The 23,512-nt window shown below is 69.8% G+C and carries 26 protein-coding genes; 9 read left to right on the top strand and 17 right to left on the bottom strand.

What is annotated here, in order from left to right; genetic code table 11:
- Window positions 1-181 precede the first annotated feature (181 nt).
- Window positions 182-1,774: a serine/threonine-protein kinase gene (locus tag ABT294_RS22785; protein ID WP_350808239.1), complete on the top strand. Its 1,593-nt coding sequence runs from the start codon at window positions 182-184 to the stop codon at window positions 1,772-1,774.
- Window positions 1,775-1,776: 2 nt separating this feature from the next.
- Here ABT294_RS22785 and ABT294_RS22790 read toward each other — a convergent pair whose 3' ends face one another.
- The 6 genes from ABT294_RS22790 to ABT294_RS22815 form a co-directional block, all read right to left on the bottom strand.
- Complete coding sequence (locus ABT294_RS22790; protein WP_350808240.1) at window positions 1,777-3,423, bottom strand: acetolactate synthase; 1,647 nt, start codon at window positions 3,421-3,423, stop codon at window positions 1,777-1,779.
- Between the two features lie 40 nt (window positions 3,424-3,463).
- Window positions 3,464-4,243 (bottom strand): SAM-dependent methyltransferase, encoded by a 780-nt coding sequence (locus ABT294_RS22795; RefSeq protein ID WP_350808241.1) that lies wholly within the window; start codon window positions 4,241-4,243, stop codon window positions 3,464-3,466.
- 39 nt (window positions 4,244-4,282) lie between these two features.
- On the bottom strand, window positions 4,283-5,056 hold the full coding sequence (locus ABT294_RS22800; protein ID WP_350808242.1) for a DUF4097 family beta strand repeat-containing protein: 774 nt from the start codon (window positions 5,054-5,056) through the stop codon (window positions 4,283-4,285).
- Window positions 5,053-5,706, bottom strand: a complete 654-nt coding sequence (locus tag ABT294_RS22805) for a response regulator transcription factor (RefSeq protein WP_350808243.1) — start codon at window positions 5,704-5,706, stop codon at window positions 5,053-5,055. Before ABT294_RS22805 ends, ABT294_RS22800 begins: the two co-directional genes overlap by 4 nt.
- Window positions 5,697-6,857, bottom strand: a complete 1,161-nt coding sequence (locus tag ABT294_RS22810) for a sensor histidine kinase (RefSeq protein ID WP_350808244.1) — start codon at window positions 6,855-6,857, stop codon at window positions 5,697-5,699. Before ABT294_RS22810 ends, ABT294_RS22805 begins: the two co-directional genes overlap by 10 nt.
- A 78-nt stretch (window positions 6,858-6,935) precedes the next feature.
- Window positions 6,936-7,904: a thermonuclease family protein gene (locus tag ABT294_RS22815; RefSeq protein ID WP_350808245.1), complete on the bottom strand. Its 969-nt coding sequence runs from the start codon at window positions 7,902-7,904 to the stop codon at window positions 6,936-6,938.
- A gap of 98 nt (window positions 7,905-8,002) precedes the next feature.
- Here ABT294_RS22815 and ABT294_RS22820 point away from each other — a divergent pair, with 98 nt between their 5' ends.
- A complete protein-coding gene (locus ABT294_RS22820) occupies window positions 8,003-8,635 on the top strand; it encodes a hypothetical protein (protein WP_350808246.1) in 633 nt (210 codons plus the stop codon).
- Here the strand turns inward: ABT294_RS22820 and ABT294_RS22825 are convergent.
- The gene (locus ABT294_RS22825; RefSeq protein ID WP_350808247.1) at window positions 8,613-9,332 is read right to left on the bottom strand and encodes a GntR family transcriptional regulator; all 720 of its coding nucleotides are present in this window, start codon (window positions 9,330-9,332) and stop codon (window positions 8,613-8,615) included. The genes ABT294_RS22820 and ABT294_RS22825 overlap by 23 nt on opposite strands.
- Window positions 9,333-9,757: 425 nt before the next feature.
- On the opposite strand from ABT294_RS22825, the gene ABT294_RS22830 reads away from it, so the two are divergent.
- Window positions 9,758-11,227, top strand: a complete 1,470-nt coding sequence (locus tag ABT294_RS22830; protein WP_350808248.1) for a histidine kinase N-terminal domain-containing protein — start codon at window positions 9,758-9,760, stop codon at window positions 11,225-11,227.
- Window positions 11,228-11,307: 80 nt separating this feature from the next.
- Here the strand turns inward: ABT294_RS22830 and ABT294_RS22835 are convergent, their stop codons facing one another.
- Both ABT294_RS22835 and ABT294_RS22840 read right to left on the bottom strand, forming a co-directional pair.
- Entirely contained in the window at window positions 11,308-11,562 is a 255-nt protein-coding gene (locus ABT294_RS22835; RefSeq protein ID WP_350808249.1) for a WhiB family transcriptional regulator, read from the bottom strand.
- A 275-nt stretch (window positions 11,563-11,837) separates the two neighbouring features.
- Window positions 11,838-12,797: a diacylglycerol/lipid kinase family protein gene (locus tag ABT294_RS22840; protein WP_350808250.1), complete on the bottom strand. Its 960-nt coding sequence runs from the start codon at window positions 12,795-12,797 to the stop codon at window positions 11,838-11,840.
- Window positions 12,798-12,945: 148 nt separating this feature from the next.
- Between ABT294_RS22840 and ABT294_RS22845 the strand changes: the two genes are divergently transcribed.
- Window positions 12,946-13,329 carry a hypothetical protein gene (locus ABT294_RS22845; protein WP_350808251.1) on the top strand — a complete coding sequence of 128 codons (384 nt, stop codon included), beginning with the start codon at window positions 12,946-12,948 and terminating at the stop codon, window positions 13,327-13,329.
- On the opposite strand, the gene ABT294_RS22850 is transcribed toward ABT294_RS22845, so the two are convergent.
- The 3 genes from ABT294_RS22850 to sodN form a co-directional block, all read right to left on the bottom strand.
- Window positions 13,326-14,126, bottom strand: a complete 801-nt coding sequence (locus ABT294_RS22850; RefSeq protein ID WP_350808252.1) for an RNA polymerase sigma factor SigF — start codon at window positions 14,124-14,126, stop codon at window positions 13,326-13,328. The genes ABT294_RS22845 and ABT294_RS22850 overlap by 4 nt on opposite strands.
- Window positions 14,123-14,548 carry an ATP-binding protein gene (locus tag ABT294_RS22855; RefSeq protein ID WP_350808253.1) on the bottom strand — a complete coding sequence of 142 codons (426 nt, stop codon included), beginning with the start codon at window positions 14,546-14,548 and terminating at the stop codon, window positions 14,123-14,125. Before ABT294_RS22855 ends, ABT294_RS22850 begins: the two co-directional genes overlap by 4 nt.
- Before the next feature lie 128 nt (window positions 14,549-14,676).
- Entirely contained in the window at window positions 14,677-15,078 is a 402-nt protein-coding gene (gene sodN / locus ABT294_RS22860; protein ID WP_350808254.1) for a superoxide dismutase, Ni, read from the bottom strand.
- Window positions 15,079-15,095: 17 nt separating this feature from the next.
- On the opposite strand from sodN, the gene ABT294_RS22865 reads away from it, so the two are divergent.
- A complete protein-coding gene (locus ABT294_RS22865; protein WP_350808255.1) occupies window positions 15,096-15,464 on the top strand; it encodes a S24 family peptidase in 369 nt (122 codons plus the stop codon).
- Here the strand turns inward: ABT294_RS22865 and ABT294_RS22870 are convergent.
- From ABT294_RS22870 to ABT294_RS22885, 4 genes are all read right to left on the bottom strand, one after another.
- Entirely contained in the window at window positions 15,434-15,856 is a 423-nt protein-coding gene (locus ABT294_RS22870) for a CGNR zinc finger domain-containing protein (RefSeq protein ID WP_350808256.1), read from the bottom strand. The genes ABT294_RS22865 and ABT294_RS22870 overlap by 31 nt on opposite strands.
- A gap of 144 nt (window positions 15,857-16,000) precedes the next feature.
- A complete protein-coding gene (locus tag ABT294_RS22875) occupies window positions 16,001-16,744 on the bottom strand; it encodes an amino acid ABC transporter ATP-binding protein (RefSeq protein ID WP_350808257.1) in 744 nt (247 codons plus the stop codon).
- Window positions 16,741-17,568, bottom strand: a complete 828-nt coding sequence (locus tag ABT294_RS22880) for an amino acid ABC transporter permease (protein ID WP_350808258.1) — start codon at window positions 17,566-17,568, stop codon at window positions 16,741-16,743. The genes ABT294_RS22875 and ABT294_RS22880 overlap by 4 nt, the downstream gene beginning before the upstream one ends.
- A 3-nt stretch (window positions 17,569-17,571) precedes the next feature.
- A complete protein-coding gene (locus ABT294_RS22885) occupies window positions 17,572-18,285 on the bottom strand; it encodes an ABC transporter substrate-binding protein (protein ID WP_350808259.1) in 714 nt (237 codons plus the stop codon).
- A 408-nt stretch (window positions 18,286-18,693) separates the two neighbouring features.
- Here ABT294_RS22885 and ABT294_RS22890 point away from each other — a divergent pair, with 408 nt between their 5' ends.
- The 4 genes from ABT294_RS22890 to ABT294_RS22905 all read left to right on the top strand — a co-directional run bounded on the left by ABT294_RS22890 (window position 18,694) and on the right by ABT294_RS22905 (window position 21,766).
- Window positions 18,694-19,875, top strand: coding sequence for an NAD(P)-dependent malic enzyme (locus ABT294_RS22890; RefSeq protein WP_350808260.1), 1,182 nt, complete (start codon window positions 18,694-18,696; stop codon window positions 19,873-19,875).
- A gap of 119 nt (window positions 19,876-19,994) precedes the next feature.
- Entirely contained in the window at window positions 19,995-21,344 is a 1,350-nt protein-coding gene (locus ABT294_RS22895; RefSeq protein WP_350808261.1) for an NsdA family TPR-like regulatory protein, read from the top strand.
- A gap of 2 nt (window positions 21,345-21,346) precedes the next feature.
- Window positions 21,347-21,616: a type II toxin-antitoxin system Phd/YefM family antitoxin gene (locus ABT294_RS22900; protein ID WP_350808475.1), complete on the top strand. Its 270-nt coding sequence runs from the start codon at window positions 21,347-21,349 to the stop codon at window positions 21,614-21,616.
- A gap of 18 nt (window positions 21,617-21,634) precedes the next feature.
- Window positions 21,635-21,766: a PIN domain-containing protein gene (locus ABT294_RS22905; protein ID WP_350808262.1), complete on the top strand. Its 132-nt coding sequence runs from the start codon at window positions 21,635-21,637 to the stop codon at window positions 21,764-21,766.
- A gap of 226 nt (window positions 21,767-21,992) precedes the next feature.
- Here ABT294_RS22905 and ABT294_RS22910 read toward each other — a convergent pair whose 3' ends face one another.
- Complete coding sequence (locus tag ABT294_RS22910) at window positions 21,993-23,492, bottom strand: trypsin-like serine peptidase (protein WP_350808263.1); 1,500 nt, start codon at window positions 23,490-23,492, stop codon at window positions 21,993-21,995.
- Window positions 23,493-23,512 lie beyond the last annotated feature (20 nt).

A 23,512-nucleotide genomic window follows, 5' to 3' on the forward strand; every position in this document is an offset into this window, starting at 1 on the left:
CCGTCAGCCCGCAAGATATGTTTGTACGGCTTGCAGCGATTCAAGTGGCATATGGGACTCGTGAGCCGTACACTCTCGAAGTTCCGTGACCTCTGCGTTACCTCACCGCGACACAAGTGCGCTTAGTTAAGAAAACTCTGGGGTGGGAGAGGTTGTTGAGGTAGGGGGTAACGGGGGAGTCATGGTAGCCCAAGGGACGACGCTGGCGGGGCGGTATCGTCTGGATACCCGTATAGGCGCCGGAGGCATGGGCGAGGTGTGGCGTGGCGAGGACATCGTCCTGGCGCGCACCGTCGCCGTCAAGGTGCTGCTCCCGGGCCGCATGGACGATCCCGGCTTCGTCGCCCGCTTCCAGGCGGAGGCGCGGGCGATGGCGACGATCAACCATCCGGGGGTCGTCGACGTCTACGACTACGGCGTCAGCGGCGACACCGTCTACCTGGTGATGAAGTTCGTCGACGGCGAGCCGCTCGACAGGCTGCTGGCGCGGCTCGGCCGCATCCCGCCACAGTCGGCCATGGAGCTGATCGCGCAGGCCGCCTCGGCGTTGCAGGCGGTGCACGACCAGGGGATCGTGCACCGTGACGTGAAGCCGGGCAACCTGTTGGTGCAGCGCGACGGCACGCTGGTGCTGACCGACTTCGGCATCGCCCGCTCCGACCTGGCCAACCGGCTCACCGACGCCGGCATGGTGCTCGGCACGGCCGCCTACTGCGCGCCCGAGCAGGCCGAGGGCGCTCCCGTCACGCCGGCCGTCGACGTCTACGCGCTCGGCGTGGTCGCGTACGAGTGCCTGGTGGGGCAGCGGCCGTTCGACGGCGACAGCGCCGTCACGATCGCGCTCAAGCACATCCGCGAGGCGCCGCCGCCGCTGCCCGCGGAGATCCCGCCGCCGGTGCGCGCGCTGGTGGAGCGGGCGCTGTCGAAGGACCCCGACAGGCGCCACCCGAGCGCCAAGGCGATGAGCGAGGCCGCGCGGCAGGCCGCGGCCGGCCAGCCGGCCACCCCGGAACCGGTCGCGCCGGTCACGGGCGCCACGATGGCGCCGCCGGTGGAGGCGTACCAGACGGGTGCCCACCAGGCGGCCCCTGAAGAGGCGGTGGCGACCGTCGCGGGGCAGAGGCAGCCCGGAAGCAGGCGCGCGGCCAAGGCGCGCCGCAGGGGCGGCCTGGTGGCCGGGATCGCCGCGGCGGTGGTGCTCGGTGCGGGCGCCACGGCGATCGCGCTGACCGGCATGACCACCGAGGGCGACCCCGATCCCACGAAGACGGCGAGCAACGCCGCCGCGTCCGAGATCATCACGCACGCTCCCACGCGGACCAGGACCACGAAGCCGGCGCCCACGCCCAAGGAGACCCACGAGGAGGAGGAGCCGCCGTCCCCCACGAGGGAGCCCGAGCCGGACCCCGATCCGACGACTCACAGGGCGACCCGCACCCCGACCAGCACGCCCTCGGCCACGCCGTCGACGACGAAGAAGCCGACGAGCACGCCGAGCGCCACGAAGAAGCCGGTCGAGAAGAAGCCGGTGCCGGCCGTGGTGGACCTGCCCTACCTCGACGCCAGGAAGATCGTCCTCGCGGCCGGGTTCACCATCAAGACGGACGACCAGACCCAGGGCAAGACGCCGCCCGAGTGCCTCATGGTGGGCGAGACGTTCCCGAAGGCCGGTGAGGAGCTGGAGGTGCGCAAGCCCGTCAGCATGGTCCTCATCCCGGCCGTGTCGTGCCCGACGGGCACGGCCTCGCCGACCCCGACGGGCACCGTCAGGTAGCGTCAGACGCCGGTCGTGTTGCGGGGGTAGGCGACCTGCGGGTCCGTGGCGATGTTCACCAGGTACGGCACTCCCGAGTCGAAGGCCCGCCGCAGCGCCGGCCCGATCTCCGACGGCCTGGTGACCAGCTCGCCCCCGCCGCCCAGCGCGGTCGCCACCTGGTCGTAACGGGTCTGCGGACGCAGCTCGGCGGCCACGTCGTAGCCGTAGAGCAGCTGCATGGGGTGCTTCTCCAGCCCCCAGATGCCGTTGTTGCCGCAGACCATCACGACCGGGAGGTTGTGCCGCACCAGGGTGTCGACGTCCATCAGGGAGAACCCGGCGGCGCCGTCGCCCAGCAGCAGCACCACCTGCGAGGACGGCCTGGCCAGCCGGGCGGCGATCGCGTAGCCGAGCCCGGTGCCGAGGCAGCCGTAGGGGCCGGGGTCGAGCCAGTTGCCCGGCTGCTTCGGCTCGACGTACTTGCCCGCGTAGGAGACGAAGTCGCCGCCGTCGCCGATGACCACGGCGTCGTCGGCGAGCACCTTGGCCAGCTCGCCGTAGATGCGCATGGGGTGGATCGGGTCGCTGTCGGACGCCAGCAGCCCGGCGTCGTCGGCGATGGCCGCAGCCGCCGTCTCGGCGAGCCGGGTGACCCAGGACGCGTACCGCGTCGGCTTGACGCCCACGTCGCCGCAGGCGGCGCCGAGGCTCCACAGCACCACCGACAGGTCGCCCGCGGCCGAGGCGACCGGCTGCATGTGCGTGGCGAGCTGCGACGGCGCGTCGGTGAGATGGACCACCTTGGCCAGCGGGGCGCCGTCCTTGCCGCCGAACCAGCCGTAGCCGAGGCGGAAGTCGAGCGGGGTGCCGACGACGATGACCAGGTCGGCCTGGGAGAAGGCGAGCCCGCGGGCGCGCGTGACGAGCAGGTCGTGACCGGCGGGCAGGATGCCCCGGCCCTGGCCGTTCGGGATGACCGGCAGCCGCCAGGTCTCGGCGAAGTCGCGGGCGGCCTCCTCGGCCCGGTCCATCCACACGTCCGAGCCGTATACCAGCACCGGGCGTTCGGCCTCGGCGATCAGCCCGGCGATGACGCGCAGCGCGTCGGGGTCGGGCTCCAGCGGCGACGGCGACTGGGTGCGGACCTCGTGCGCGGGCGAGGGGGCGAACAGGTGGTCCATGGCGACGTCGAGGAAGACCGGGCCGCGGTGCGGCGCGACGGCCGTGCGGAAGGCCATCTCGACGTCCTGCCCGACCGAGTCGGCGGCGCTCGCGGTGAAGGCCAGCTTGGTGATGGGGCCGAGCAGCGGCGGGTGGTCCAGCTCCTGCAGGGCTCCGCTGCCCCAGCGCGACTGCGGTGCCCGCCCGCCCATGACGACCACGGGGGAGCCGTTGAAGTGGGCCGTCGCGACTCCGCTGACCCCGTTCGTGATCCCCGGCCCGGCGGTCAGCACGGCCAGCCCCGGAGCCCTCGTCAGCCGGGCCGTCGCCTCGGCGGCGAACACGGCACTCTGCTCGTGACGCACGTCGAGGATGCGCATGCCCTCGTGCACCGCGCCGTCGTAGAGCGGGAAGACATGCCCTCCTGAGAGGGTGAACATGGTCTCGACGCCGTAGGCCTTGGCAACGGCGACAGCGGCGTCGCCGGCGTGCTTCGCAGACTCCATGCCCGGGTACTTACCAACGAGTCACAGGAGTAAACAGACCTTAAGGCTTACGTCCAACCGCGCCATAGCCGTCGACCTCGGCGGGCTCGCGGATGCCCAGGGGGCGCCAGCGCGAGACCGACACCAGGCCGGGCTCGACCAGCTCCAGGCCGTCGAAGAAGCGGCCGATCTGCTCGGGGCTGCGCTGGACGTACGGCAGCGCCCCGCTCTCGTTGTACTCCTGGTGCGCCTGCCGGTTGGCGGCGCTGTGGACGTTGCTGCCGTCGTTGAGCGCCAGGTAGCTGCCCGGCGGCAGCGCGTCGAGCAGTTGACGGACGATCGCCAGCGCCTGCTCGTCGTCCACGACGTGACCCATGATGCCGCTCAGGTTGAGCGCGATCGGCCGGGTGAAGTCGAGCGTCGCGGCGGCGGCGGCCAGGATCGTGCCGGGGTCGCGCACGTCGGCGTCGACGTAGTCGGTGGCGCCCTCCGGCGCGCTGGTCAGCAGGGCGCGGGCGTGGGCGAGCACGAGCGGGTCGTTGTCGGCGTAGACGACGCGCGACTCGGGGGCGACGCGCTGGGCGATCTCGTGGGTGTTGTCGGCGGTGGGCAGGCCGGTGCCGATGTCCAGGAACTGCCGGATGCCGGCCTCGCCCGCCAGCCAGGCGATGGTGCGGGTCAGGAAGCCCCTGGACGCGAGAGCGCCCTCGCGCATGCCCGGGAAGATCTGCAGGAACTGCTCGCCCGCGATCCTGTCGACCTCGTAGTTGTCCTTGCCCCCCAGCCAGTAGTTCCAGATGCGCGCGGAGTGGGGGACGCTGGTGTCGATCGTGCCGGCCATGGGGCTCCTTTGCTCGTCTGCCCCAAACCTAGACGATCTTCACCGGCGGCAGCAGACGAAGACCGAACCGTCGGGCGTCCGCGCGATGATCTTCCTGGCGGAGCCGGGCTCTCTTTTGACGTCGATCCTGCTCTCCTCGGCGTCCGACGTGACGTCGTAGGAGCCGCCGGGCACCGACAGGTTCACGTCGCCTGAGGCTCTGACGACCGCCTTCACGCTGGTCGGCCTCCCGCTGAAGGACAGGTTCACGCTGCCTTCGCCGGTCTCGGCGTCGACCTGGCCGCCGCTGAGCTCGCGGGCCCTGATCTCGCCCGTGCCGCTCCGGGCCCAGACCGCGCCCGCGACGCCGACCAGACCCAGGTCGCCGGCGGCCGAGGTGACGCGGACGTCGCCGTAGAGGCCGGACACGTTGAGCGGACCGCTGCCCGTCGTGGCCTCGACAGACGCCTCCGGCGGGACGAAGACGTCGTAGAAGACCTGGCAGCGGGGCCTGGAGCGGGGGTCGGAGCCGGAGCAGGTGGCGTCGAGCCGCAGGGTGCCGTCGCCCCATTTCTCGGTGACGACGGGCTTGTCGCGGGACCACTCCATCGTCCGGTTGGCCACCACCTCTCCGGCCTCGCCGGCCAGGACGTTGAGACCGATGTCGCCCTCACCCACCTCGATCTTGAGCGAGGTGGCCCGGAACGGGCGGGACCAGCCCGTGGTCTCGGTGGGCAGGCTGGCCCTGGCGAACTCGTTCCAGATCGCCGAGGTGGAGAGCAGCAGGGCGAGCGCGGTCGTCACGGCGCCCAGGACGAGCCAGACCGCTCTCATGGCAGACTCCTGATCTTGAGGAACCGCAGGACGGCGAGCACCCGGCGGTGGTCGCCCTCGGCGGGGGAGAGGTCGAGCTTGCTGAAGATGTTGCCGATGTGCTTGCCCACCGCCCCCTCGCTGAGCACCAGCTCCTGGCCGATGCCCGCGTTGGAGCGTCCCTCGGCCATCAGCTTCAGGACCTCGCGCTCCCTGGGCGTCAGCCGGTCGAGCGGGTCGCTGTGGCCGCGCAGCAGGAGCTGGGAGACCACCTCCGGGTCGAGGGCGGTGCCGCCCGCCGCCACCCTGCGCAGCGCGTCGATGAACTCGGCCACGTCCGCCACCCGGTCCTTCAGCAGGTAGCCGACGCCGCCGGCGGCCGAGGCCAGCAGCTGCGCGGCGTAGCGCTCCTCCACGTACTGCGAGAGCACCAGCACGGCCAGGCCGGGCTGCTGGCGGCGCAGCACGAGCGCGGCCCGCAGGCCCTCGTCGGTGTGCGTGGGCGGCATCCGCACGTCGGTGACGACCAGTTCGGGCCGGTGCTCCTCCGCGGCGCGCAGCAGTCCCTCGGCCTCGGCCACGGCGGCGACCACCCGCATGTCCGCCGCCTCGAGCAGCCGGATCAGACCCTCACGCAGCAGGACGGAGTCCTCGGCGAGCACTACTCGCACGGCAGTTCCACCTCGATCGTCGTGGGCCCGCCGAACGGGCTGCTCAGCCTGAACGTCCCGTCGACGGAGTCGATGCGCTGGGCCAGGCCGCGCAGCCCGGTGCCGCCGTCGAACCCGGCGCCGCCGCGGCCGTCGTCCCAGACCAGGACGTGCAGCCGGTCGCGCTCGCGCCGCACGTCCACCTCGGCCTTGGTGGCCGCCGCGTGCTTGGCGATGTTGGTGAGTGCCTCTGACACGATGAAGAACGCCACCGCCTCGATGGTCGGAGAGGTACGCCGCTCGATGTCGACGCGCAGTCGTACCGGGATGGGGGCCCGCGCGGCGACGCCGGAGAGCGCCGCGTCCAGGCCCTGGTCGTTGAGCACGGCCGGGTGCAGGCCGCGGACGAGGTCGCGCAGCTCCTTGAGCGCCTGCTTGGCCTCCTCGTGCGCCTGGGCGAGCGCCTCGCGGGCAGGTTCCGGCAGGTCGGTCAGCGTGGCGCGGGCCAGGCCCAGGTTCATGGCGAGCGAGACCAGCCGCTGCTGCGCGCCGTCGTGCAGGTCGCGCTCGATGCGGCGGCGCTCGGCGTCGGCGGCGTCGATCACCCCTGCGCGGCTCTCGGTCAGCGTCTCGATCCGCCGGTCCAGCTCGTCGCGGCTCGGCCCGAGCAGGGTACGGGCCACCGCCAGGTCGAGCGCCGCCATCGCCCGCGCCAGGACGGGCGCGAGCAGCAGCAGCACCAGCCCGGCCGCGGCGTAGGCGGCGGCCACGACCGGGTTCCTGAGGTCGAGCAGGAACACCATGGGCCGCGGATACAGCATCGGCTGTGTGAACGCCGTCAGCCCCACCACGGCCGCCCCCCACGCGACCGCGACGAGGACGGCGCTCACCAGGCCCACCACGGGAGAGAGCAGGTGGTAGCCGAGCTGCCGCCACGTGGCGCGGGCACGCCAGCCGGCGGGAGCCGCGATGCGCGGGATGTCCGCGCCGAGGAAGGCGGCGAAGCGGGAGCGCTGCACCGAGGTGAACCAGGGCAGGCCGCGGCGCAGGACGCGGGGCGCCACGGCGAGCACGATGGTCAGCCCGCACAGGACCACGGCGACGGGCAGCCCGATCACCACGTGGGCCGTGTCGAGCCAGGCCCGGGAGGACCACGGGCGGGGGACTTTCATGTCCCCCACGGTATGGACTCGCCGGGCCCGCTCGACAGGGGCCTGGTGGGCGAGGTGACGGTGGGGCTAACCCCACCGTCAGAGTGACGGTACCGACCAGCCTTTCGCGCCGAAGAGCGGAGCGTGTTCGGCGTTGACGAACAGGCGGTCCTCCGGGTTGGGGACGCGGAAGTAGCTCTGCGGGTGCAGCAGCTCCCTGGCGTTGTCCGACAGGTCGATCAGGTAGCGGTCCGGGGCCCGGCGCTGGGCGAGGAAGCGCAGCTCGAACGGGAGCAGCATGAGCGGCCCCGCGTGGTCCCAGAGGCCGAGCCCGGCGTCACGGGCCTGCCGCACCGCCAGCCTGGCCCTGCCCAGCGCGCCGGACTCGGCGAGGGCCCTGACGTCGCCCGGCGCGGGCACCGCGTCGGCCACCCGGTCCTTCTGGCGGACGAACGGGTCTACGTTGGGCCAGATGAAGTACGGGACGACGTGCCCGGCCGCCAGCAACCGTTCGTTGTAGGCGGGCGGGCGCGGCGGCTGCTTCTGGTCGCGGTTGACGTAGCAGAGCAGCCTGCCGTACCTGTCGAGGATCTCGTGCGCGAAGGCCAACCTGATCTTGAAGGTGGTCTCGTCGAGGCCCTGCTCGGTGATGTCGAGCCTGATCATCTCCTTGAGCGCGCGGGTGGCGGGGGCCGCGTGTGCGGCGTGGTTGGCGGCCGTCTGCGGGCCCAGCCTGGTCAGCAGGTGGGCGCGCAGGGCGGAGCGCAGCTCGAGGTCCTGGTAGCCCTTGGCGAACGGGTCGGTGAGGAAGGTCGTCCAGGCGGGGTCGCCGATGTCGACGAAGCCCTTGGGGAAGTCGGGGAAGTTCGGGTTGCGGGGCAGCTCGAAGCTGACCTCGGGGGCGTCCACGCCGAGCAGGCGGACGCCGAAGTTGCCGTCGGCCGCGATGTTGATCGTGTCGCCGTCGTGCACGATCCTGTCCACCGGCTGGGCCGCGCCGTTGGCGCGGGCGAGCAGCGCATGGCCGACGGTGATGCCGGGGACGGGTTGTTCGAGGGCCTTTGCCATGCCTGCATCATCACCCTGCCTTGCTCATAAGTCCCGAAATAGGCGAACGAGTTGGGGGTGTCTTGCATCTCATGGGATGAGAACGGGGAGAGTGAGAGATGTTGCCATTAGGTGTGGCCGTCGCGGCGGTACTGGCAGGGACGAGCCTGACGGGCGGGATTCCTCAGGGCATGCTGTTCCTGGAGTCCCACCCGCCGGCGAAGCCGGGGGAGACCTACCAGGTGAGCGAGTCCAGGACGGTGCCGCTGGCGCTGAACCCCTGCTTCCGCCGCCTCCGCGCCGACAGCGGCCGCCTGGAGGCCAGGACGGCCTCCTACAGCGTCGAGGACCGGTGGAAGTCCGAACAGATCGTCCTCTACAAGGACACCGCCCACGCGAAGAAGGCCCTGCGCGGCCTGCGCGCCGACCTGAGGAGATGTGCGGACGTCGGGAGCGGCCGCGACGACTACCGGTGGTTCACCAGGCCCCTCGACGTCGGAGACGAGGGGCTGCGGGCGGGGAGCCGCTTCTTCGAGAGCGGCGAGCAGGCGGTGGCGACACGGAGCGGCGCCGCGCTCTACATCGTGGAGGAGAGCGCCTGGCCGTCGAAGAGCCTGCCGATCGACCGCTTCCGCGGCCTGATCGCCCAGGCCGAGAAGATGACCGTGAAGATCTGCGCCCTACCGGAGGCCGCCTGCCGGAGCCGTTCGCAGGCGGTTCACGGGTGGTTCACGGACGGCGCAGGCGGGTGACGAACTTGTAGCGGTCGCCGCGGTACAGCGACTGCGCCCACTCCACCGGGTTGCCGTCGGCGTCGAAGGCATGGCGGGTGAGCAGGAGCATGGGCAGGCCCACGTCCACGCCCAGCGCCTTCGCGTCGTACGGCGTGGCCAGCACCGTCTCGATGATCTCCTCGGCGTCGGTGAGCCGCACGTTGTAGGCGTTGTGCAGCGTCTCGTACAGCGAGGAGTGCACCTCCAGCTCGCGGCGCAGCCTCGGGAAGCGGCGGGCCGACAGGTGGGTCGTGTCGATCGAGACGGGCTCGCCATTGGCCAGCCGCAGGCGGTGGATGCGCAGCACGCGCCCGCCCGGGTTGATGGCCAGCCGCCGCGCGAGCGCCTCGTCGGCGGTGACGTAGCCGATCTCGAGGATCTTGGTGTCGGGTTCCAGGCCCGCCGTGCGCAGGTCGCCGATGTACGACGTGAGCTGGAGGACCTGCGCCACCTTGGGCTGGGCGACGAACGTCCCCTTGCCCTGGATGCGCAGCAGCCTGCCCTCGACGACCAGTTCCGTCAGCGCCTGCCGGACCGTGGTGCGCGAGGTCTCGAACCGGACGGCGAGGGTCCGCTCGGGCGGCAGCGCGGTGCCCGGAGACAGCGTCTTCGTGAGCTCGAGCAGGCTCCGTTTCACGTCGTAGTACTTCGGTACGCGCGGGCCGTCGTCTGTCACGCTCTCACCTTCACTTCTGCCACGGCGGTGAGGGCGTGTCTGGTCACCGCGAGATCATCGGAACTCAGGTTGGCCCGAGCGGTCAACCGCGGGCAGGACCGCACGGGGGGAGGGCCGTCCGTTTCCAGATCGAGTGCGCGGCCCGTCACGGCTGTCCCACTCGCCCTGGCACGTACGATTCCAGGTAGCTCAGGCTGATTGCGAAGGATATACACAGCGGAGAGCGCGGCGGCAATCGAGGGCCGTGCCGCTTGCCCGCCGGTCTCGAGAAACGTGTCGATCATCTCCTCTGTGATGCTTCTCACCTTGTGAGATTCCCGAAAAAGGCCCGTTGAGCGCACGCAGCCGCGCCAGAAGTCCCGCCATCGGGTCCTCAGCGGGGGGCCGGTTTGGTTCTCGCGGCAGAAAGCACGCATGATGCACTCGTGCCGACTCTCAGCGACCTCGTCGTCCGTCACACCGCGCTCGACGCGGCGGACCTCGACTGGCTGCACTCGCTGGTCTCCGACTGGCAGCTGCTGGCCGACCTGTCGTTCGCCGACCTCGTCCTGTGGGCGCCCCTGCTGGACGAGGGCGGCTGGATCGCGATCGCGCAGATGCGTCCCACCACCGGCCCCACCGTCTACCACGACGACGTCGTCGGCACCGTCGCGGCCAAGGGCGAGCGCCAGCTGATCGACACGGCCTGGGACGAGCGGCGCATCTGCCGGGAGGGCGACCCCGACTGGTCCAGCGGCGTGCCCGTCCGCGAGGAGACCATCCCGGTGCGGCGCGCGATCGCCAGCGGCGAGGGCCGCCTGATCGGCGTGATCCAGCGCTCCACCAACCTGTCGTCGGCCCGCACCCCGTCGCGCCTGGAGCTGACCTATCTGCAGAGCGCCTCCGACCTGGCCCAGATGGTGGCGGAGGGGCGCTTCCCGTTCTCCGGCGAGGAGCCGATCCTGGTTCGCTCGCCGCGCGTCGGCGACGGCCTGCTCAGGCTCGACAGGGCGGGCCGGGTGACCTACGCCTCGCCGAACGCGCTGTCGGCCTACCGCCGGCTCGGCCTGCACGCCGACCTGGTCGGCGCCGAGCTCGGGCGGGTGACGGCGAACCTCTGCTACTCCGACGAGCCGATCAACGAAGACCTGATGATCGTCGCGAGCGGGCGCGCGGCCAAGGAGACCGAGGTCGAGTCGGGCGGCACGATCGTCCAGCTCCGCGCCATCCCGCTGATCGTCGGTGGCGGGCGCATCGGCGCGCTGGTGCTCATCCGCGACGTGACCGAGCTGCGGCGGCGCGAGCGCGAGCTGATGACCAAGGACGCCACGATCCGCGAGATCCACCACCGGGTCAAGAACAACCTGCAGACCGTGGCGGCGCTGCTGCGGTTGCAGGCGCGGCGGCTGCGCGTCCCCGAGGGGCGTGAGGCGCTGGAGGAGGCGGTACGGCGGGTCGGCTCGATCGCGATCGTGCACGAGACGCTCTCCCACACGCCGGAGGAATTCGTGGACTTCGACGACATCGCCGACCGCGTGATCGCGATGGCCGGGGAGGTGTCGGCGCCCGAGGCGGCCGTCACGCCGCGCCGGGTGGGCGCGTTCGGGGTGCTGCCCTCGCTGATCGCCACGCCGCTCGCGATGGCCCTCACCGAGCTGCTGCAGAACGCCCTCCAGCACGGACGTCCCAAGCGGATCCAGGTGGTGGTGCACCCTGAGAGCGACCGGCTGCGCGTGATCGTCTGGGACGACGGTCAGGGCCTGCCCGACGACTTCGAGCTCGACAGCTCCACCAACCTCGGCCTGCAGATCGTGCGCACCCTGGTGGAGGGGGAACTCTCCGGCAAGCTGTCCATCGAACCGCGGGCGGGTGGGGGAACCGAGGCCACACTCTCGATCCCGCTTCCGTCAGCCTGAACGCCGCGTCCCGTAAGGACGCGGCGCGGTCCTGGCGGAAGCGCGGTCACACCAGGTTGGTCGGCTCGCTCGGGAAGGGGTCAGGCGGTGGCGCGGGCGCGAGCGCGAGCCGTGCGGCGCTTGAGCGCGCGACGCTCGTCCTCGCTGAGGCCGCCCCAGACACCGGCGTCCTGTCCGGACTCCAGCGCCCACTTCAGGCACGCCTCGACGGCCGGGCAAGACCGGCAGACCTGCTTGGCCTCCTCGATCTGCAGGAGAGCGGGGCCGGTGTTGCCGATCGGGAAGAACAGCTCGGGGTCCACGTCACGGCAGGCAGCTCGGTGGCGCCAGTCCATGCGTCCACTCCTTAGTAGATGGAGCCGTAGGTGGGCTCCGTGCGGCTACTGCTTTGTGAAGTCTTTCACTAGCTCAGCCAGACAATTCCCCGGATCCTTTGTGGGACCGGGGTTGTCCGCTGAGCGCCGAAACGACCTTGGGGTTTGGTTAAAGGTCCTACGTTCCGACGTCAGTCTGAGCTTTTCAGCCACGGAGAGTGCACGCAAGAGGGTTGGCCCGAAGTTTTGGCCTAGATAGATGTCGGATGCGTCACACAATGACCGAATGTAACCGGCTAGACCAGAACTTGTAACGCGTTCGGTGTAGAGCGAAATGTCACGTATTCGCGTTCTCCCAGGTAGTCCCCGTCCAGCTGGAAGGCCAACGGCCGGTCGGCGGAGAGGGTGAACTCGGCCTCGTCATGCAGCTGCACCAGGTGCCGACCGGCCGGAAGACTGTCACTCTCCGTGAGAATCTGCCGGATCAGGGACGTCAGCGAGACCAGCCCCATGCGCCTGAGCCCCAACAGGTCGAGCCCGGTCTCGAAACTCGCCCACGGCGTGGGTGTGACGGGCCGGGCGCCGACGTACGTCCAGGGTGAGGTGTTGGAGATGATCGCCATGAAGACCCCCTCGACCGTGGGGATGCCCGGCCCGGTCAGCGTCATGGCCGGCTGCTGCTTGTCGGTGGCGAGATAGTGCCGCAGCGCGGTGTTCACGTAGCGGGCGGGAGTGGCCTTCCGCCCCGTCCCGCGCAACCCCTCCACGGCCCGGACGACCTCGGCGTCGTACCCCATCCCCGAGCAGAAGGTGAAGTACCGGCTCTGGCCCTCCCAGAGCGCCTGCCCCAGGCCCACGGTTCTGCGCCGCCCGTCGCGCAACGCCTCCAGCACCGCCCCCGTCGCCTCGACGGGATCGTTCGGCAGGCCGAGGGCCCGTGCGAACACGTTCGCGCTGCCGCCGGGAATGACCGCCAACAAGGGACGATGGGCGCTGGGGTTCTCGTCGTCGCCCTCGTCGCCGACGGCGGTGAGCAGCCCGTTGACCGTCTCGTTGATCGTTCCGTCGCCGCCGAGCACGGCCACCATGTCGTAACCCTTGGCCCGCGCGGTGCCGGCGAGCGACGCCGCGTGCCCCCGGTACCCGGTCTCCTCCACGGTCAACTCGACGGCGGCGCCGAGCGCCCGGATCAGCACGTCACGCGTGCGGGCGTTCGTGGTCGTGGCCTTGGGATTGACCAGGAGCATCGCGCGCATAAAGCCAGAGTATCCGCCAGGAGACCATCCGGAGCGGGGGGTGGGGGCGTCGTGAAACGTCGGAGGGCAGGCTTTCCCATTCGAGTCGGTGCGGGGCCGGACGGTGTCCTTGCGGAGGGCGGGTGCCTGGCCGGATAGGGTTCCCGGTGTGGCAAACCGTCCGCTTACTCTGATCATCGCCGCTGCCGTCGTCGCCCTGGAAGGGCTGGTGGCGCTCGGTCTGGGCCTCTACGTGGCGGTGGAGACCCTGCTCGGCAAGCCCGAGAGTCTCACCAGCGCGCTCGCCGAAGCCGGGTTCGGGGTGCTGATCGGGGCCGGGCTGCTCTGGGTCGCCGGAGGCGGGCTGTTCCGGGTGGAGCGGTGGGGGCGGTCGCCGGGCGTGCTGGCCCAGATCTTCATGATCCCGGTGGCGATCACGCTCATCCAGTCGGACAAGCCGCTCATCGGGATCCCGCTGATCGTGGTCGCCCTCGTCGGGCTCGGCACGCTCCTCGCGCCTCCCACCACCACCGCCCTCTACGGCGACGACTAGTCTTCCGCCGTCAGGCCCTCGCGCAGCTGGGCCAGCGTGCGGGCCAGCAGCCGCGAGACGTGCATCTGCGAGATGCCCAGCTCGGTGGCGATCTGCGACTGGGTCATGTTGCCGAAGAACCGCAGCAGCAGGATGCGCTTCTCCCGCGGCGGCAGGCGCTCGAGCAGCGGCTTGAGCGACTCGCGGTACTCGACTCCCTCCAGCGACTCGTCGACGATGCCCAGCGAGTCGGAGACCGCCGGCGCGTCGTCGTCGCCGGAGTCGGGCGCGTCGAGCGAGACCGTCGAGTAGGCGTTGGCCGACTCCAGGCCCTCCAGCACCTCTTCCTCGGTCATCTTCAGGTACGCGGCCAGCTCGGCGACGGTCGGCGCGCGCCCCTCACGCTGCGACAGCTCGCTGATCGCCTTGGTCAGCGAGAGCTTGAGCTCCTGCAGGCGGCGCGGCACGCGCACCGCCCAGCCCTTGTCGCGGAAGTGCCGCTTGATCTCGCCCACGATGGTCGGGGTGGCATAGGTGGAGAACTCCACGCCCCGGTTGAGATCGAAGCGGTCGATCGACTTGATCAGACCGATGGTGGCGACCTGGGTGAGGTCGTCGAGCCACTCGCCCCGATTGCGGAAGCGACGGGCCAGGTACTCGACCAGGGGAAGGTGCAGCTCCACCAGCTCATCCCTGATGCGCTGGCGGCGCGGCTCCCCCGGACCCAGCTCGGCCAGCTCGGCGAAGAGCATGCGGGCGCGCACCCTGTCGGGCACGGCGTGTTCGCTGGTGGCCATGGCTCCAGTCCTTTCCGTCACGCCGGCCTCGCCGCGCCTCGGCGCTTACGCAGGACGATCGCCATGCGGTCGGGGGAGTCGGTTACCGCGTCGACGTCGTCGGCCAGCGCGGTCAGCACCATCCAGGCGAAGTCGTCGCGCTTCGGCGCGGAGCTGCCGACTGTCGCCACCTCGACCCTGACCTGCATCTCATGCCCGGTCAGCTCGAACTCGGCGGTCAGATCGGTGCCCGGCACCGCTTCGCTCAGCAGCATGGCGCACGCCTCGTCGACCGCGATCCGCAGATCCTCGATCTCGTCCAGCGTGAAGTCAAGCCGCGCGGCCAGCCCGGCGGTAGCCGTACGCAGTACGGACAGGTAGGCGCTCGCGGCCGGGAGCCTGATGCTCACCATGTCGCGGATGCCAGACCCGCCTTCCGTACGCGTCTCGGTGTCCTCGGTCACGTTCCTCCTCGCATACACGACGCTGACTGCAACTTACCGCCCCTGGGAGGTGGTTGGCTGATTCAGACTCGCCATCAACGGAAAAGGCTCTGCGCGGATTCCCACCGCACAGAGCCTAATGTGCCGTTTTAGGCGGCCTTGGTCTCCCAGAAAATCTTGGCGATTTCGTCGATCTTGCCCAGGAGGTCCTCCGCCTTGGCGACGTCGACCGTGCCCTTGGCACCGGCGGCGCCGGCCAGCTTCGTGGCGTCCCAGAAGAGCTGGTGGAGCTGGGGGTACTGCTCGAGGTGCGGCGGCTTGAAGTAGTCGGTCCACAACACCCACAGGTGGTGCTTGACGAGCTCGGCGCGCTCCTCCTTGATCGTGACCGCACGGGCACGGAAGACAGGGTCCTCGTTGGCCGCGTACTTCTCCATGATCGCCTTGACCGACTCCGCCTCGATGCGGGCCTGGGCGGGGTCGTAAACCCCACAGGGCAGGTCGCAGTGGGCGGAAGCGACATGCTTGGGTCGTAGCAGTCGTGCGAGCATCAGAAAGTCCTTCCTTGATGCCGAATCAGCTTGGTCCACATCCGACCTTACTCGTGTCCAAACGCCTGCGGAGGAGGGGGTCACAGCCCATGAGAGTGCGTGTCGAGGGCGACTCGATGCTTCCCGCGCTGGTTCCCGGTGACTGGCTCTTCGTCAGGAGAGGCGCCACCGTCCACCCGGGAGACCTCGTCGTCGCCAGGCTCCCGGACGATCCCGACCGGCTCATCGTGAAACGGGCGCAGTGGCACAGCAAGGAGGGCTGGTGGCTGGAGAGTGACAACCAACGGGCCAGCGGCCGGCGCGACAGCTGGGACTTCGGCCCGGTCCAGGACATCGTCGGGCGGGTGGTGCTGCGCTACTGGCCGTTGCTCCGCCTGGCCCGGTAGGCGGCGACGTTGGCCCGGCTGGCGCAGCGCGCCGAACAGTAGCGGCGGGAGCGGTTGGAGGAGGTGTCCAGGAAGGCGCGCGAGCAGCGGGCGTCCTGGCAGCGTCCGAGCCGGTCGGCGCCCAGCTCGGCGACCACCGCGGCCAGGCCCATGACGGCGCAGGCGGCGGAGTCCTCGGCCAGGTGCAGGTGCCAGCGCTGACCGTCGTGCCCCGAGAGCTGCGGACGTACCGGGTAGCGCACGAGCAGCGCGTTCAGCCTGGCCACCAGCGTGTCCTCGTCGGCCGAGGCGAACACGGCGATCAGTTCCTCACGGAGCCCGCGGAGCCCGGGCGGCGGGTCGGGGTCGTTGACCAGGCGGACGGCCCACTCCGCGTAAGAGGTCAAGTCCATGCAGGAGTATTACACGCGCCGGGGGACGGGCTTACACGCGACGGCGGGACGGCTGACGTGCGACGGCGGGACGGGCTGACGCGCGACGGCGGGGGCACCCGGAACCCGGGTACCCCCGCCGTCGCGCGTCGGACGGACGGCCGGTCACTCCTCCGGATGCAGGACCCGCCTGAGGAACGAGCGGGTCCTCTCGTGCTGAGGATCGCCGATCACCTGGGCGGGCGGGCCGTCCTCGACGATGACGCCGCCGTCCATGAACACCACCCGGTCGGCCACCTCACGCGCGAAGCCCATCTCGTGCGTGACCACCAGCATGGTCATCCCCTCCTCCGCCAGCTTGCGCATGACGGTGAGGACGTCGCCGACCAGCTCCGGGTCGAGCGCCGAGGTCGGCTCGTCGAACAGCATCAGGTCGGGGTTCATGGCCAGCGCCCTGGCGATGGCGACCCGCTGCTGCTGCCCGCCGGACAGCTGGCCGGGGAAGGCGTCGCACTTGGCGCCCACGCCGACCTTCTCCAGGTTCTCCCTGGCGACGACCTCGGCCTCCCGCTTGCCGCGCTTCAGCACCCGGCGCTGGGCGATCATGACGTTCTGCAGGGCCGTCATGTGCGGGAACAGGTTGAACTGCTGGAACACCATGCCGATGCGGCGCCTGACGGCGTCGATGTCCGCGTCGGGGTGGCTGACCTCGACGCCCTGGACGGACACGCTGCCCTTGGTCGGCTGCTCGAGCAGGTTCACGCAGCGCAGCAGCGTGGACTTGCCGGACCCGGACGGCCCGATCACGCAGACCACCTGGCCCGGCTCGACCGTGACGTCGATCCCCTTGAGCACCTCGTTCGCGCCGAAGTACTTGTGCAGGTCCCTGATCTCGATGGCGTGCGTCATCGGCCCATCCCCTTACGCTTCTCCAGCCGGGTCGCAAGGTAGCCCAGCGGGATGGTGACGATCAGGTACGTGATGCCCGCAACCATGATGGGTGTGGCGTTGGCGTACTGGGAGGCCAGGTCGTTGCCGAACTTGGCCAGCTCCACGTACTCGCCCGACACGCCGAGGAACAGCACCAGCGACGAGTCCTTCAGCAGGCCGACGAACTGGTTCGTGGTCGGCGGGATCACGATCCGGATGGCCTGCGGGATCACCACCGTGAGCTGTGCCCGGCCCGCCGACATGCCGAGCGACCTGGCCGCCTCCGTCTGGCCCTTCGGCACGGCCTGAAGGCCCGCGCGGAACACCTCGGCCTGGTACGCCGCGCCCACCAGGCCGAGCCCCAGGATGCCCTGGCCGTAGGTGCCGCCGGGCACCTGGAACCCGGGCAGCGCCAGCGGCAGGAACGTGATCATCAGGAAGATCAGCAGCGCTGGGAGCCCGCGGAAGATCTCGATGTAGACGACCGAGATCCAGCGGTAGGGACGCACCTGCGAGATGCGCATGAGCGCGAGCAACAGCCCCAGGACGAAGGCGAAGACGAAGCCGCCGACCGTGTAGATGATCGTGTTCTTCAACGCGATCGTGAACAGGTCGGGCAGCGCCTTGTCGGCCACGTCGGGCTTGGCGAAGTTCTGCGCCAGGCTGCCCCAGTCCGCGTACAGGACGAGCGCGACGAGGAGCACGACCAGGACGCCGTACTGGACGCCGCGGCTGATCTGCTGTTTCTTGCGCGGGCTGAGCCGGGCGTGGCCCGACTCAGCGGTCGTGGGCTGGTCGGCCATGGATCAGCCCAGCTCGCCAGGCTTCTTGCCGAACCACTTCACGTAGATCTTCTCGTAGGTGCCGTCGGACTTGGCCTGGGTGATCGAGTCGTTGATCGTCTTGAGCAGGGTCGGGTCGGAGCCCTTCTTCAGGCCGACGCCGTACTGCTCGCCCGTGTTGAGGCTGGCGATCATCTCGAACTTGGCTGCGATGTCGGGCTTCTTCAGCCAGGTGAGCACCACGGGCAGGTCCTGGACGATCACGTCCGCCTGCCCGGCCTGGAGAGCCAGGAGCTCCTTGGCCGAGTCGGCGTACTCGGTCGGGTTGAGGCCCTGCTTCTTGACGTATTCGAGGCCGGTGGTGCTGGCCTGCGCGCCAAGCTTGAGGCTCTTCGCCTTGACGTCCTCCAGCGACTTGGCGCCCGTGCCCTTCTTGGCCAGCAGTGCCTGCGTGGCGTCGAAGTACGGCTCGGAGAAGTCGATGTTCTGCTTGCGCTCCGGAGTGATCGTCATGCCGGCGGCGGCCACGTCGCACTTGCCGGCGGCCATGGCGGCACCACTCTTGATCACCGCGAAGTCGATGTCGACGATGTCCTGCGTGACCCCCAGCTTCTTGGCTGCCAGGTCGACGATGTCGACGTCGAAGCCGACGATCTTGCCGCTCGCGTCCTTGAACTGGAACGGCTCGTACGGGATGTTCGTGCAGACCGTGAGCTTGCCGGGATGCACCAGCTTCACACCACCTGCGGTGTTGGTGGAGGCTGAGGTCGAGCCTCCACCTCCGCTACCGCACGCACTCAGCGCGAGAGCGGCGGTCAGTGCGAGCGCGCAGGCGACGTAGCCACGGCGGCTCGTAGGACTGAGGGCCATGTGCGGCCTCCTCGAAGTGCTTTGCCACGAAAGACGGGTTTTGTGAAGTTTAGATGGCCGTTCGAGGCGCTCTGTCATTTGACAATTAACAATGCGTCAACGGAACGGCGTCGTCTCCGACACCATCGCCATCTCAGCATGTGACAATATGGAGCAACGGGTGACCCCCGTACCCCCTCACGAGACGATCGTCGAGGGGAACCTGGCGGCTACCGAAGCCAGGCCTCCCGCGCCCGTCTGCCGAAGGTCTTCCGTCCGACGAATACTGGGGTCTCTGTGGCTACCACACCCGATTCTTCCTCCCTCGACGCCGATCCCGCGTTCGCGCTGCACCGCGGCGGCAAGCTCGAGATCCGCTCCACCATTCCGGTGCGCGACGCCGACGATCTGTCGCTCGCCTACACGCCCGGCGTCGCCCGCGTCTGCACCGCCATCGCCGAGAATCCGGCCCTGGCCGACGACTACACCTGGATCTCCAACGTGGTCGCCGTCGTCTCCGACGGCACCGCCGTGCTCGGCCTGGGCGACATCGGCCCGTCGGCCGCCATGCCGGTCATGGAGGGCAAGGCGCTGCTGTTCAAGGAGTTCGGCAACGTCGACGCCGTCCCGATCTGCCTCGACTGCACGGACGTCGACGAGCTCGTCGAGACCGTGGTGCGGCTCGCGCCCTCCTTCGGCGGCATCAACCTGGAGGACATCAGCGCGCCCCGCTGCTTCGAGGTCGAAGACCGGCTGCGCGCCCTGCTCGACATCCCCGTCTTCCACGACGACCAGCACGGCACCGCCATCGTGGTGCTCGCCGCGCTGCAGAACGCGGCCCGCCTGACCGGCCGGCGGCTCGGCGACCTGCGCGCCGTCGTCGCCGGAGCCGGCGCGTCGGGCGTGGCCGTCACCAGGATCCTGCTGGAAGCGGGCATCGGCGACATCGCCGTCTCCGACTCCAAGGGCATGATCTACTCCGGCAGGGAGGGCCTGAACCCCGTCAAGGAGGCCCTGGCGCGCGACACCAACCGCGCCCACCACACCGGCTCCACCGAGGAGGCGCTGGCGGGCGCCAACGTGTTCGTGGGCCTGTCGGGCTCGACCGTCTCCGAGGCCGCCATCGCGTCGATGGCCCCCGACTCGATCGTGTTCGCGCTGTCCAACCCGACGCCCGAGGTGCTCCCGTCGGTGGCCGCCCGGCACGCCAGGGTGGTCGCCACCGGCCGCTCCGACTTCCCCAACCAGATCAACAACGTGCTGGCCTTCCCCGGCGTGTTCCGCGGCGCGCTCGACGTCAGGGCCACCACGATCACCGAGAACATGAAGGTGGCGGCGGCCGACGCGCTCGCCGGCGTCGTGGGCGACGACCTCGCGGCCGACTACGTCATCCCCAGCCCGTTCGACAAGCGGGTCGCCCCCGCGGTGGTCGCCGCCGTGGTCGCCCAGGCCCGCGCCGACGGGGTCGCCCGCCTCTGACATCTTCGCTCCCTCGTCAAGGGACCGTCATGGAACGGTCACCGCTAGGTTACTCTTAGTGGTATGACAGAAGCTCTCTGTAAGGACAGTGGGCGCCGACACCTGTGGCGAGGTGAGCGATGGAACGCCAGCCCAACCGGCTGCTACAGCAGCTCATCGCGGAGGCGGCCTTCTCGCACAAGGGGCTGGCCAGGCGCCTCGTCGATCTGGGAGCCGCGCGAGGCACCCCCGGCCTCAAGTACGACCACAGCTCCGTGCTGCGCTGGATCGGTGGTCAGCGGCCGCGGGATCCGGTGCCGTGCCTCCTCACCGAGATCTTCGCTCTCCGGCTGGGCAGGCCGATCACCACTGACGACCTGGGCATGCCGGCCATCACGACACCTCTCGATCTCGGGCAGGTGTTCACGCACACGTGGCAGGAGGGGGTCTCGACCGTGACGGCGCTGTGGCGGGCGGACGTGGAAAGACGGAAGTTCCTCGTCGACTCGACGTTCGCGATAGGGGCAGGGTCCGTCGGGGCCGTGCGCTGGCTGACGTCCCCGGCGGAAGGGCGGGTCGGCGGCGCGGGCAGCCGCCGCGTGGGCAAGGCGGACATCACCGCCATCCACGAGGTCACCCGCGCGTTCGGCGAGCTCGACAACCGGTTCGGCAGCGGGCGCGTCCGCTCGTTCGTGGTCAAGTACCTCGACACGGCCGTCTCACCGCTGCTCAAGGACGGCACGTACGGCGCGGCCGCCGGGCGGCAACTGGCGGCGGCGGCCGCCGAGCTCACCCGGCTGGCCGGCTGGATGGCCTACGACCTGGAGCAGCACGGGCTCGCCCAGCGCTACCTCATCCAGGCACTGCGCCTGGCCAGGGGGGCCGACAACCACGCGCTGGGCGCCGAGATCCTCGCGGGCATGGCGCACCAGGCGATCTACATGGGTCAGCCGGCCCACGCCCTCGACCTGGCCAGAGCCGCCGCGCTCTCGGCCGAACGGGCGAACGTCCCGACCCTGCTGGCGTCCAGCCACGTCCTGGAGGCACACGCGCACGCCGGTCTCGGCGACGCGCGCTCCTGCGGCACCTCGCTGCACCAGGCCGAGCTGGCCTTCGACGCACGCGAGCCCGGCGCGGAACCGGCGTGGCTGAGCTACTTCGACGAGGCGTACCTGTCGGCCAAGTTCGCGCACTGCTTCCGCGACCTGGGGGAGGGGGAGCGGGTCGTCCGGCAGGCCAGGCGCTCCCTCGACATGGACCACCGCTACGTCCGGGGCCGCATGTTCAACCTGTCGCTGCTGGCGGCCGGGTTATTACAGTGCGGCGAGCTGGAGGAGGCCTGTACGACGGCCGCCCAGGCGCTGGCGCTGGCGGGGGAGCTGCAGTCGGCGCGATCCCGGTCGTACGTGGCGGACCTGCGCAAGCGGCTGGAGCCGTACAAACGCGAGCGCGCGGTGATGGCGCTGAACGCGGAACTGGCGCCTGTGTGACCATGGGTGCTCTTCCGGCCGACCCCGGCCATTCCGCAACGGTGGGGATCGCAGAAGCAGCCAGGACCCTGTCCCGGCTGATCGATCGTGTCGAGGCGGGTGAACAGATCGCCATCACCCGAAGGGGGCGTCCTGCGGCCGTGCTGATGTCGGTCCGGCGACCGGTGTTTCCTGATCAGTCCACGGGACATCTGCTCGTGCAGTGGTTCGACCAGTTCGGCGCGGATCCGGAATTCGCGGCCGACATCGACGAAGTCGTCCGAGAGCGTTAACGGGCGGCCGGTACCCGCGTGGTCGCGGACATCGAACGCGAAATCTCCGACCTGCGCAAGCTCCAGGGATACACGCCCGGTATCTCCGTCATCACGCTCGGAGAGCTCATGACAGGGGTGGCCAGAGCGAAGAACTGCGCAGAGCAGTAGCGTCGGGCTGACACTCTCGCTGGTCTCATCAGCAAACTCTTCGTGGTCGGGTTCACGACGTATTCCATGCTCAATGCCTCAGCGCGGTTCGGGCAGCGTACGGACATGCTTATCGCGCCATCGGCGATGGAACATGACGCGAGCCTGCTGACCAACGATCGGGGCCTGGTAAGGCTCCAGGAGGTCAGCAGGCTCAGGGTGTTGCGTCCGGGGAGATCGGCCTGGGCTACTTGAGCATCTCGCCGTTCGGGCCGACGATCTTCCCGGTCTCGGCGTAGTTCGCCTTGTTGTAGACGTCGGCGGTCTCGCCGTCGAAGTAGGCCGAGCTGATGAAGTCGACCCGGCCGTTGCCGTCCTGGTCGTGGAACATGCTGGTCACGCCGTTGACGTAGCCGGTGCGCTTGTTGTTGTCATACTTGAGCAGCCAGGGGCCGCCGTCCGCGCCGCCGGTCATCGAGCACTTGAGCACCTGGTGGGTCTCGACCTTGAAGGTGTTGACCTGGTACGTCTTGGTGCCGGTCTTGCCGGAGCACCACTTGGGGGTCACGCCGGTGTAGGGCTTGTCACCGTCGGGGTGCGGGTCGCCGGGGTAGCCGAACGCGGTGACCTTCTGGCCCATCGGCTGGTTCCAGGAGACGCCCTGACCACCGACAGCGTCCCCGAGCGGGCCGGAGTCCTTGGCGATGCCGATGTAGAAGACGGTCTTGAAGTAGTCGGTCTTCGCGGTCTCCTTCACCCAGTACTGGAGGAAGTAGTGCGTAACCGTGAAGTTGCCCTTGTCGTCGATCTTCCGGTAACCGAGCCCCTTGTAGGCGTCGTACTCAGGCTTGGTGAGGTTGTCGACGACCGTCCTGTCGGAGGCCTGGGTGCCGTTGCCCTCACCCTTTGAGGCCTTGTCGAACTCCTCCTTGGAGACTTCCTTGAAGGCCCGCTTCTTCGGGCCCAGATAGGCGGGGCCGACGACGTCCGTGATCGTCGAGAGCTTGGCCCAGCAGTCGGCGGTCTCGCCACCGTGGAGGTCCACGCACTTCTTGTACTCGTCGGCGTCGATGGGGACGTCCTTGGCCCACTTGTCGCCGGCCCACTTGTCGAAGTCAGCCTTCGGGACCGCCTTCTCAGGGGAGAGCGTGAAGCCGTTGTGCACCGCGACGAAGGCGAAGTCGCCGTCGTAGTCGTCGTAGGTGTCGAGGTCGTAGGTGGTGAACGCGTACGCGCCCGCGTAGACACCCCAGGGGGCCCTGCCCTGGTAGTAGCCGGGCACGAAGACCCACTTGGAGAAGACGTCCTTGCCGTTCTCGTAGACACAGTGGCCCGCGGTGGCGACCAGGTTGCGGTGCCGGGACTGGATCGAGGTGGCCGAGCACCAGCGGTAGTTGCCCGCGCTGTCGAGGAAGAAGACCTTGCCGATCGTCTTCGGCAGGTTGACGTTGCCGGACTTGGGAGCGGCGGCGACGGTGGTGGGGGCGGTCATGCCGGGCTTGCCGTCGTCAGGGGTCTTGCTCCCCGTTGAGACGATCTTGGAGACCTGCTTGGCGTCCCAGTGGTACTGGGTGGCCTTGCGGAGTGCGGCTCCGTTGGCGTCGAGCCAGAAGTAGGCGTTGCTGTACGCCTCGGCGGGCTTGGGGGCGAGAGGGTCGGTCACCCAGCTGGGGGCGGCGTTGGCGGGCAGGGTCAGGGCGGCTGCACTCAGGCTGGCGGCGGCGAGGGGGATGAGCAGGCGCTTCACGGAAGGCTCCACAACGTTAA

The sequence above is a fragment of the Nonomuraea sp. NPDC000554 genome, from assembly GCF_040300065.1.
Classification (GTDB): Bacteria; Actinomycetota; Actinomycetes; order Streptosporangiales; family Streptosporangiaceae; genus Nonomuraea.

Excerpts from the sequence above, each read along its gene's own strand:
- ABT294_RS22785 (WP_350808239.1), top strand. The coding sequence starts at position 182 with ATGGTAGCCCAAGGGACGACGCTGGCGGGGCGGTATCGTCTGGATACC.
- ABT294_RS22815 (WP_350808245.1), bottom strand. The coding sequence starts at position 7,904 with ATGGCAAAGGCCCTCGAACAACCCGTCCCCGGCATCACCGTCGGCCAT.
- sodN (WP_350808254.1), bottom strand. The coding sequence starts at position 15,078 with ATGCTCGCACGACTGCTACGACCCAAGCATGTCGCTTCCGCCCACTGC.
- ABT294_RS22820 (WP_350808246.1), top strand. The coding sequence starts at position 8,003 with ATGTTGCCATTAGGTGTGGCCGTCGCGGCGGTACTGGCAGGGACGAGC.
- ABT294_RS22875 (WP_350808257.1), bottom strand. The coding sequence starts at position 16,744 with ATGACGCACGCCATCGAGATCAGGGACCTGCACAAGTACTTCGGCGCG.
- ABT294_RS22835 (WP_350808249.1), bottom strand. The coding sequence starts at position 11,562 with ATGGACTGGCGCCACCGAGCTGCCTGCCGTGACGTGGACCCCGAGCTG.
- ABT294_RS22790 (WP_350808240.1), bottom strand. The coding sequence starts at position 3,423 with ATGGAGTCTGCGAAGCACGCCGGCGACGCCGCTGTCGCCGTTGCCAAG.
- ABT294_RS22840 (WP_350808250.1), bottom strand. The coding sequence starts at position 12,797 with ATGCGCGCGATGCTCCTGGTCAATCCCAAGGCCACGACCACGAACGCC.
- ABT294_RS22810 (WP_350808244.1), bottom strand. The coding sequence starts at position 6,857 with ATGAAAGTCCCCCGCCCGTGGTCCTCCCGGGCCTGGCTCGACACGGCC.
- ABT294_RS22900 (WP_350808475.1), top strand. The coding sequence starts at position 21,347 with ATGGGTGCTCTTCCGGCCGACCCCGGCCATTCCGCAACGGTGGGGATC.
- ABT294_RS22880 (WP_350808258.1), bottom strand. The coding sequence starts at position 17,568 with ATGGCCGACCAGCCCACGACCGCTGAGTCGGGCCACGCCCGGCTCAGC.
- ABT294_RS22795 (WP_350808241.1), bottom strand. The coding sequence starts at position 4,243 with ATGGCCGGCACGATCGACACCAGCGTCCCCCACTCCGCGCGCATCTGG.
- ABT294_RS22865 (WP_350808255.1), top strand. The coding sequence starts at position 15,096 with ATGCCGAATCAGCTTGGTCCACATCCGACCTTACTCGTGTCCAAACGC.
- ABT294_RS22800 (WP_350808242.1), bottom strand. The coding sequence starts at position 5,056 with ATGAGAGCGGTCTGGCTCGTCCTGGGCGCCGTGACGACCGCGCTCGCC.
- ABT294_RS22870 (WP_350808256.1), bottom strand. The coding sequence starts at position 15,856 with ATGGACTTGACCTCTTACGCGGAGTGGGCCGTCCGCCTGGTCAACGAC.
- ABT294_RS22895 (WP_350808261.1), top strand. The coding sequence starts at position 19,995 with ATGGAACGCCAGCCCAACCGGCTGCTACAGCAGCTCATCGCGGAGGCG.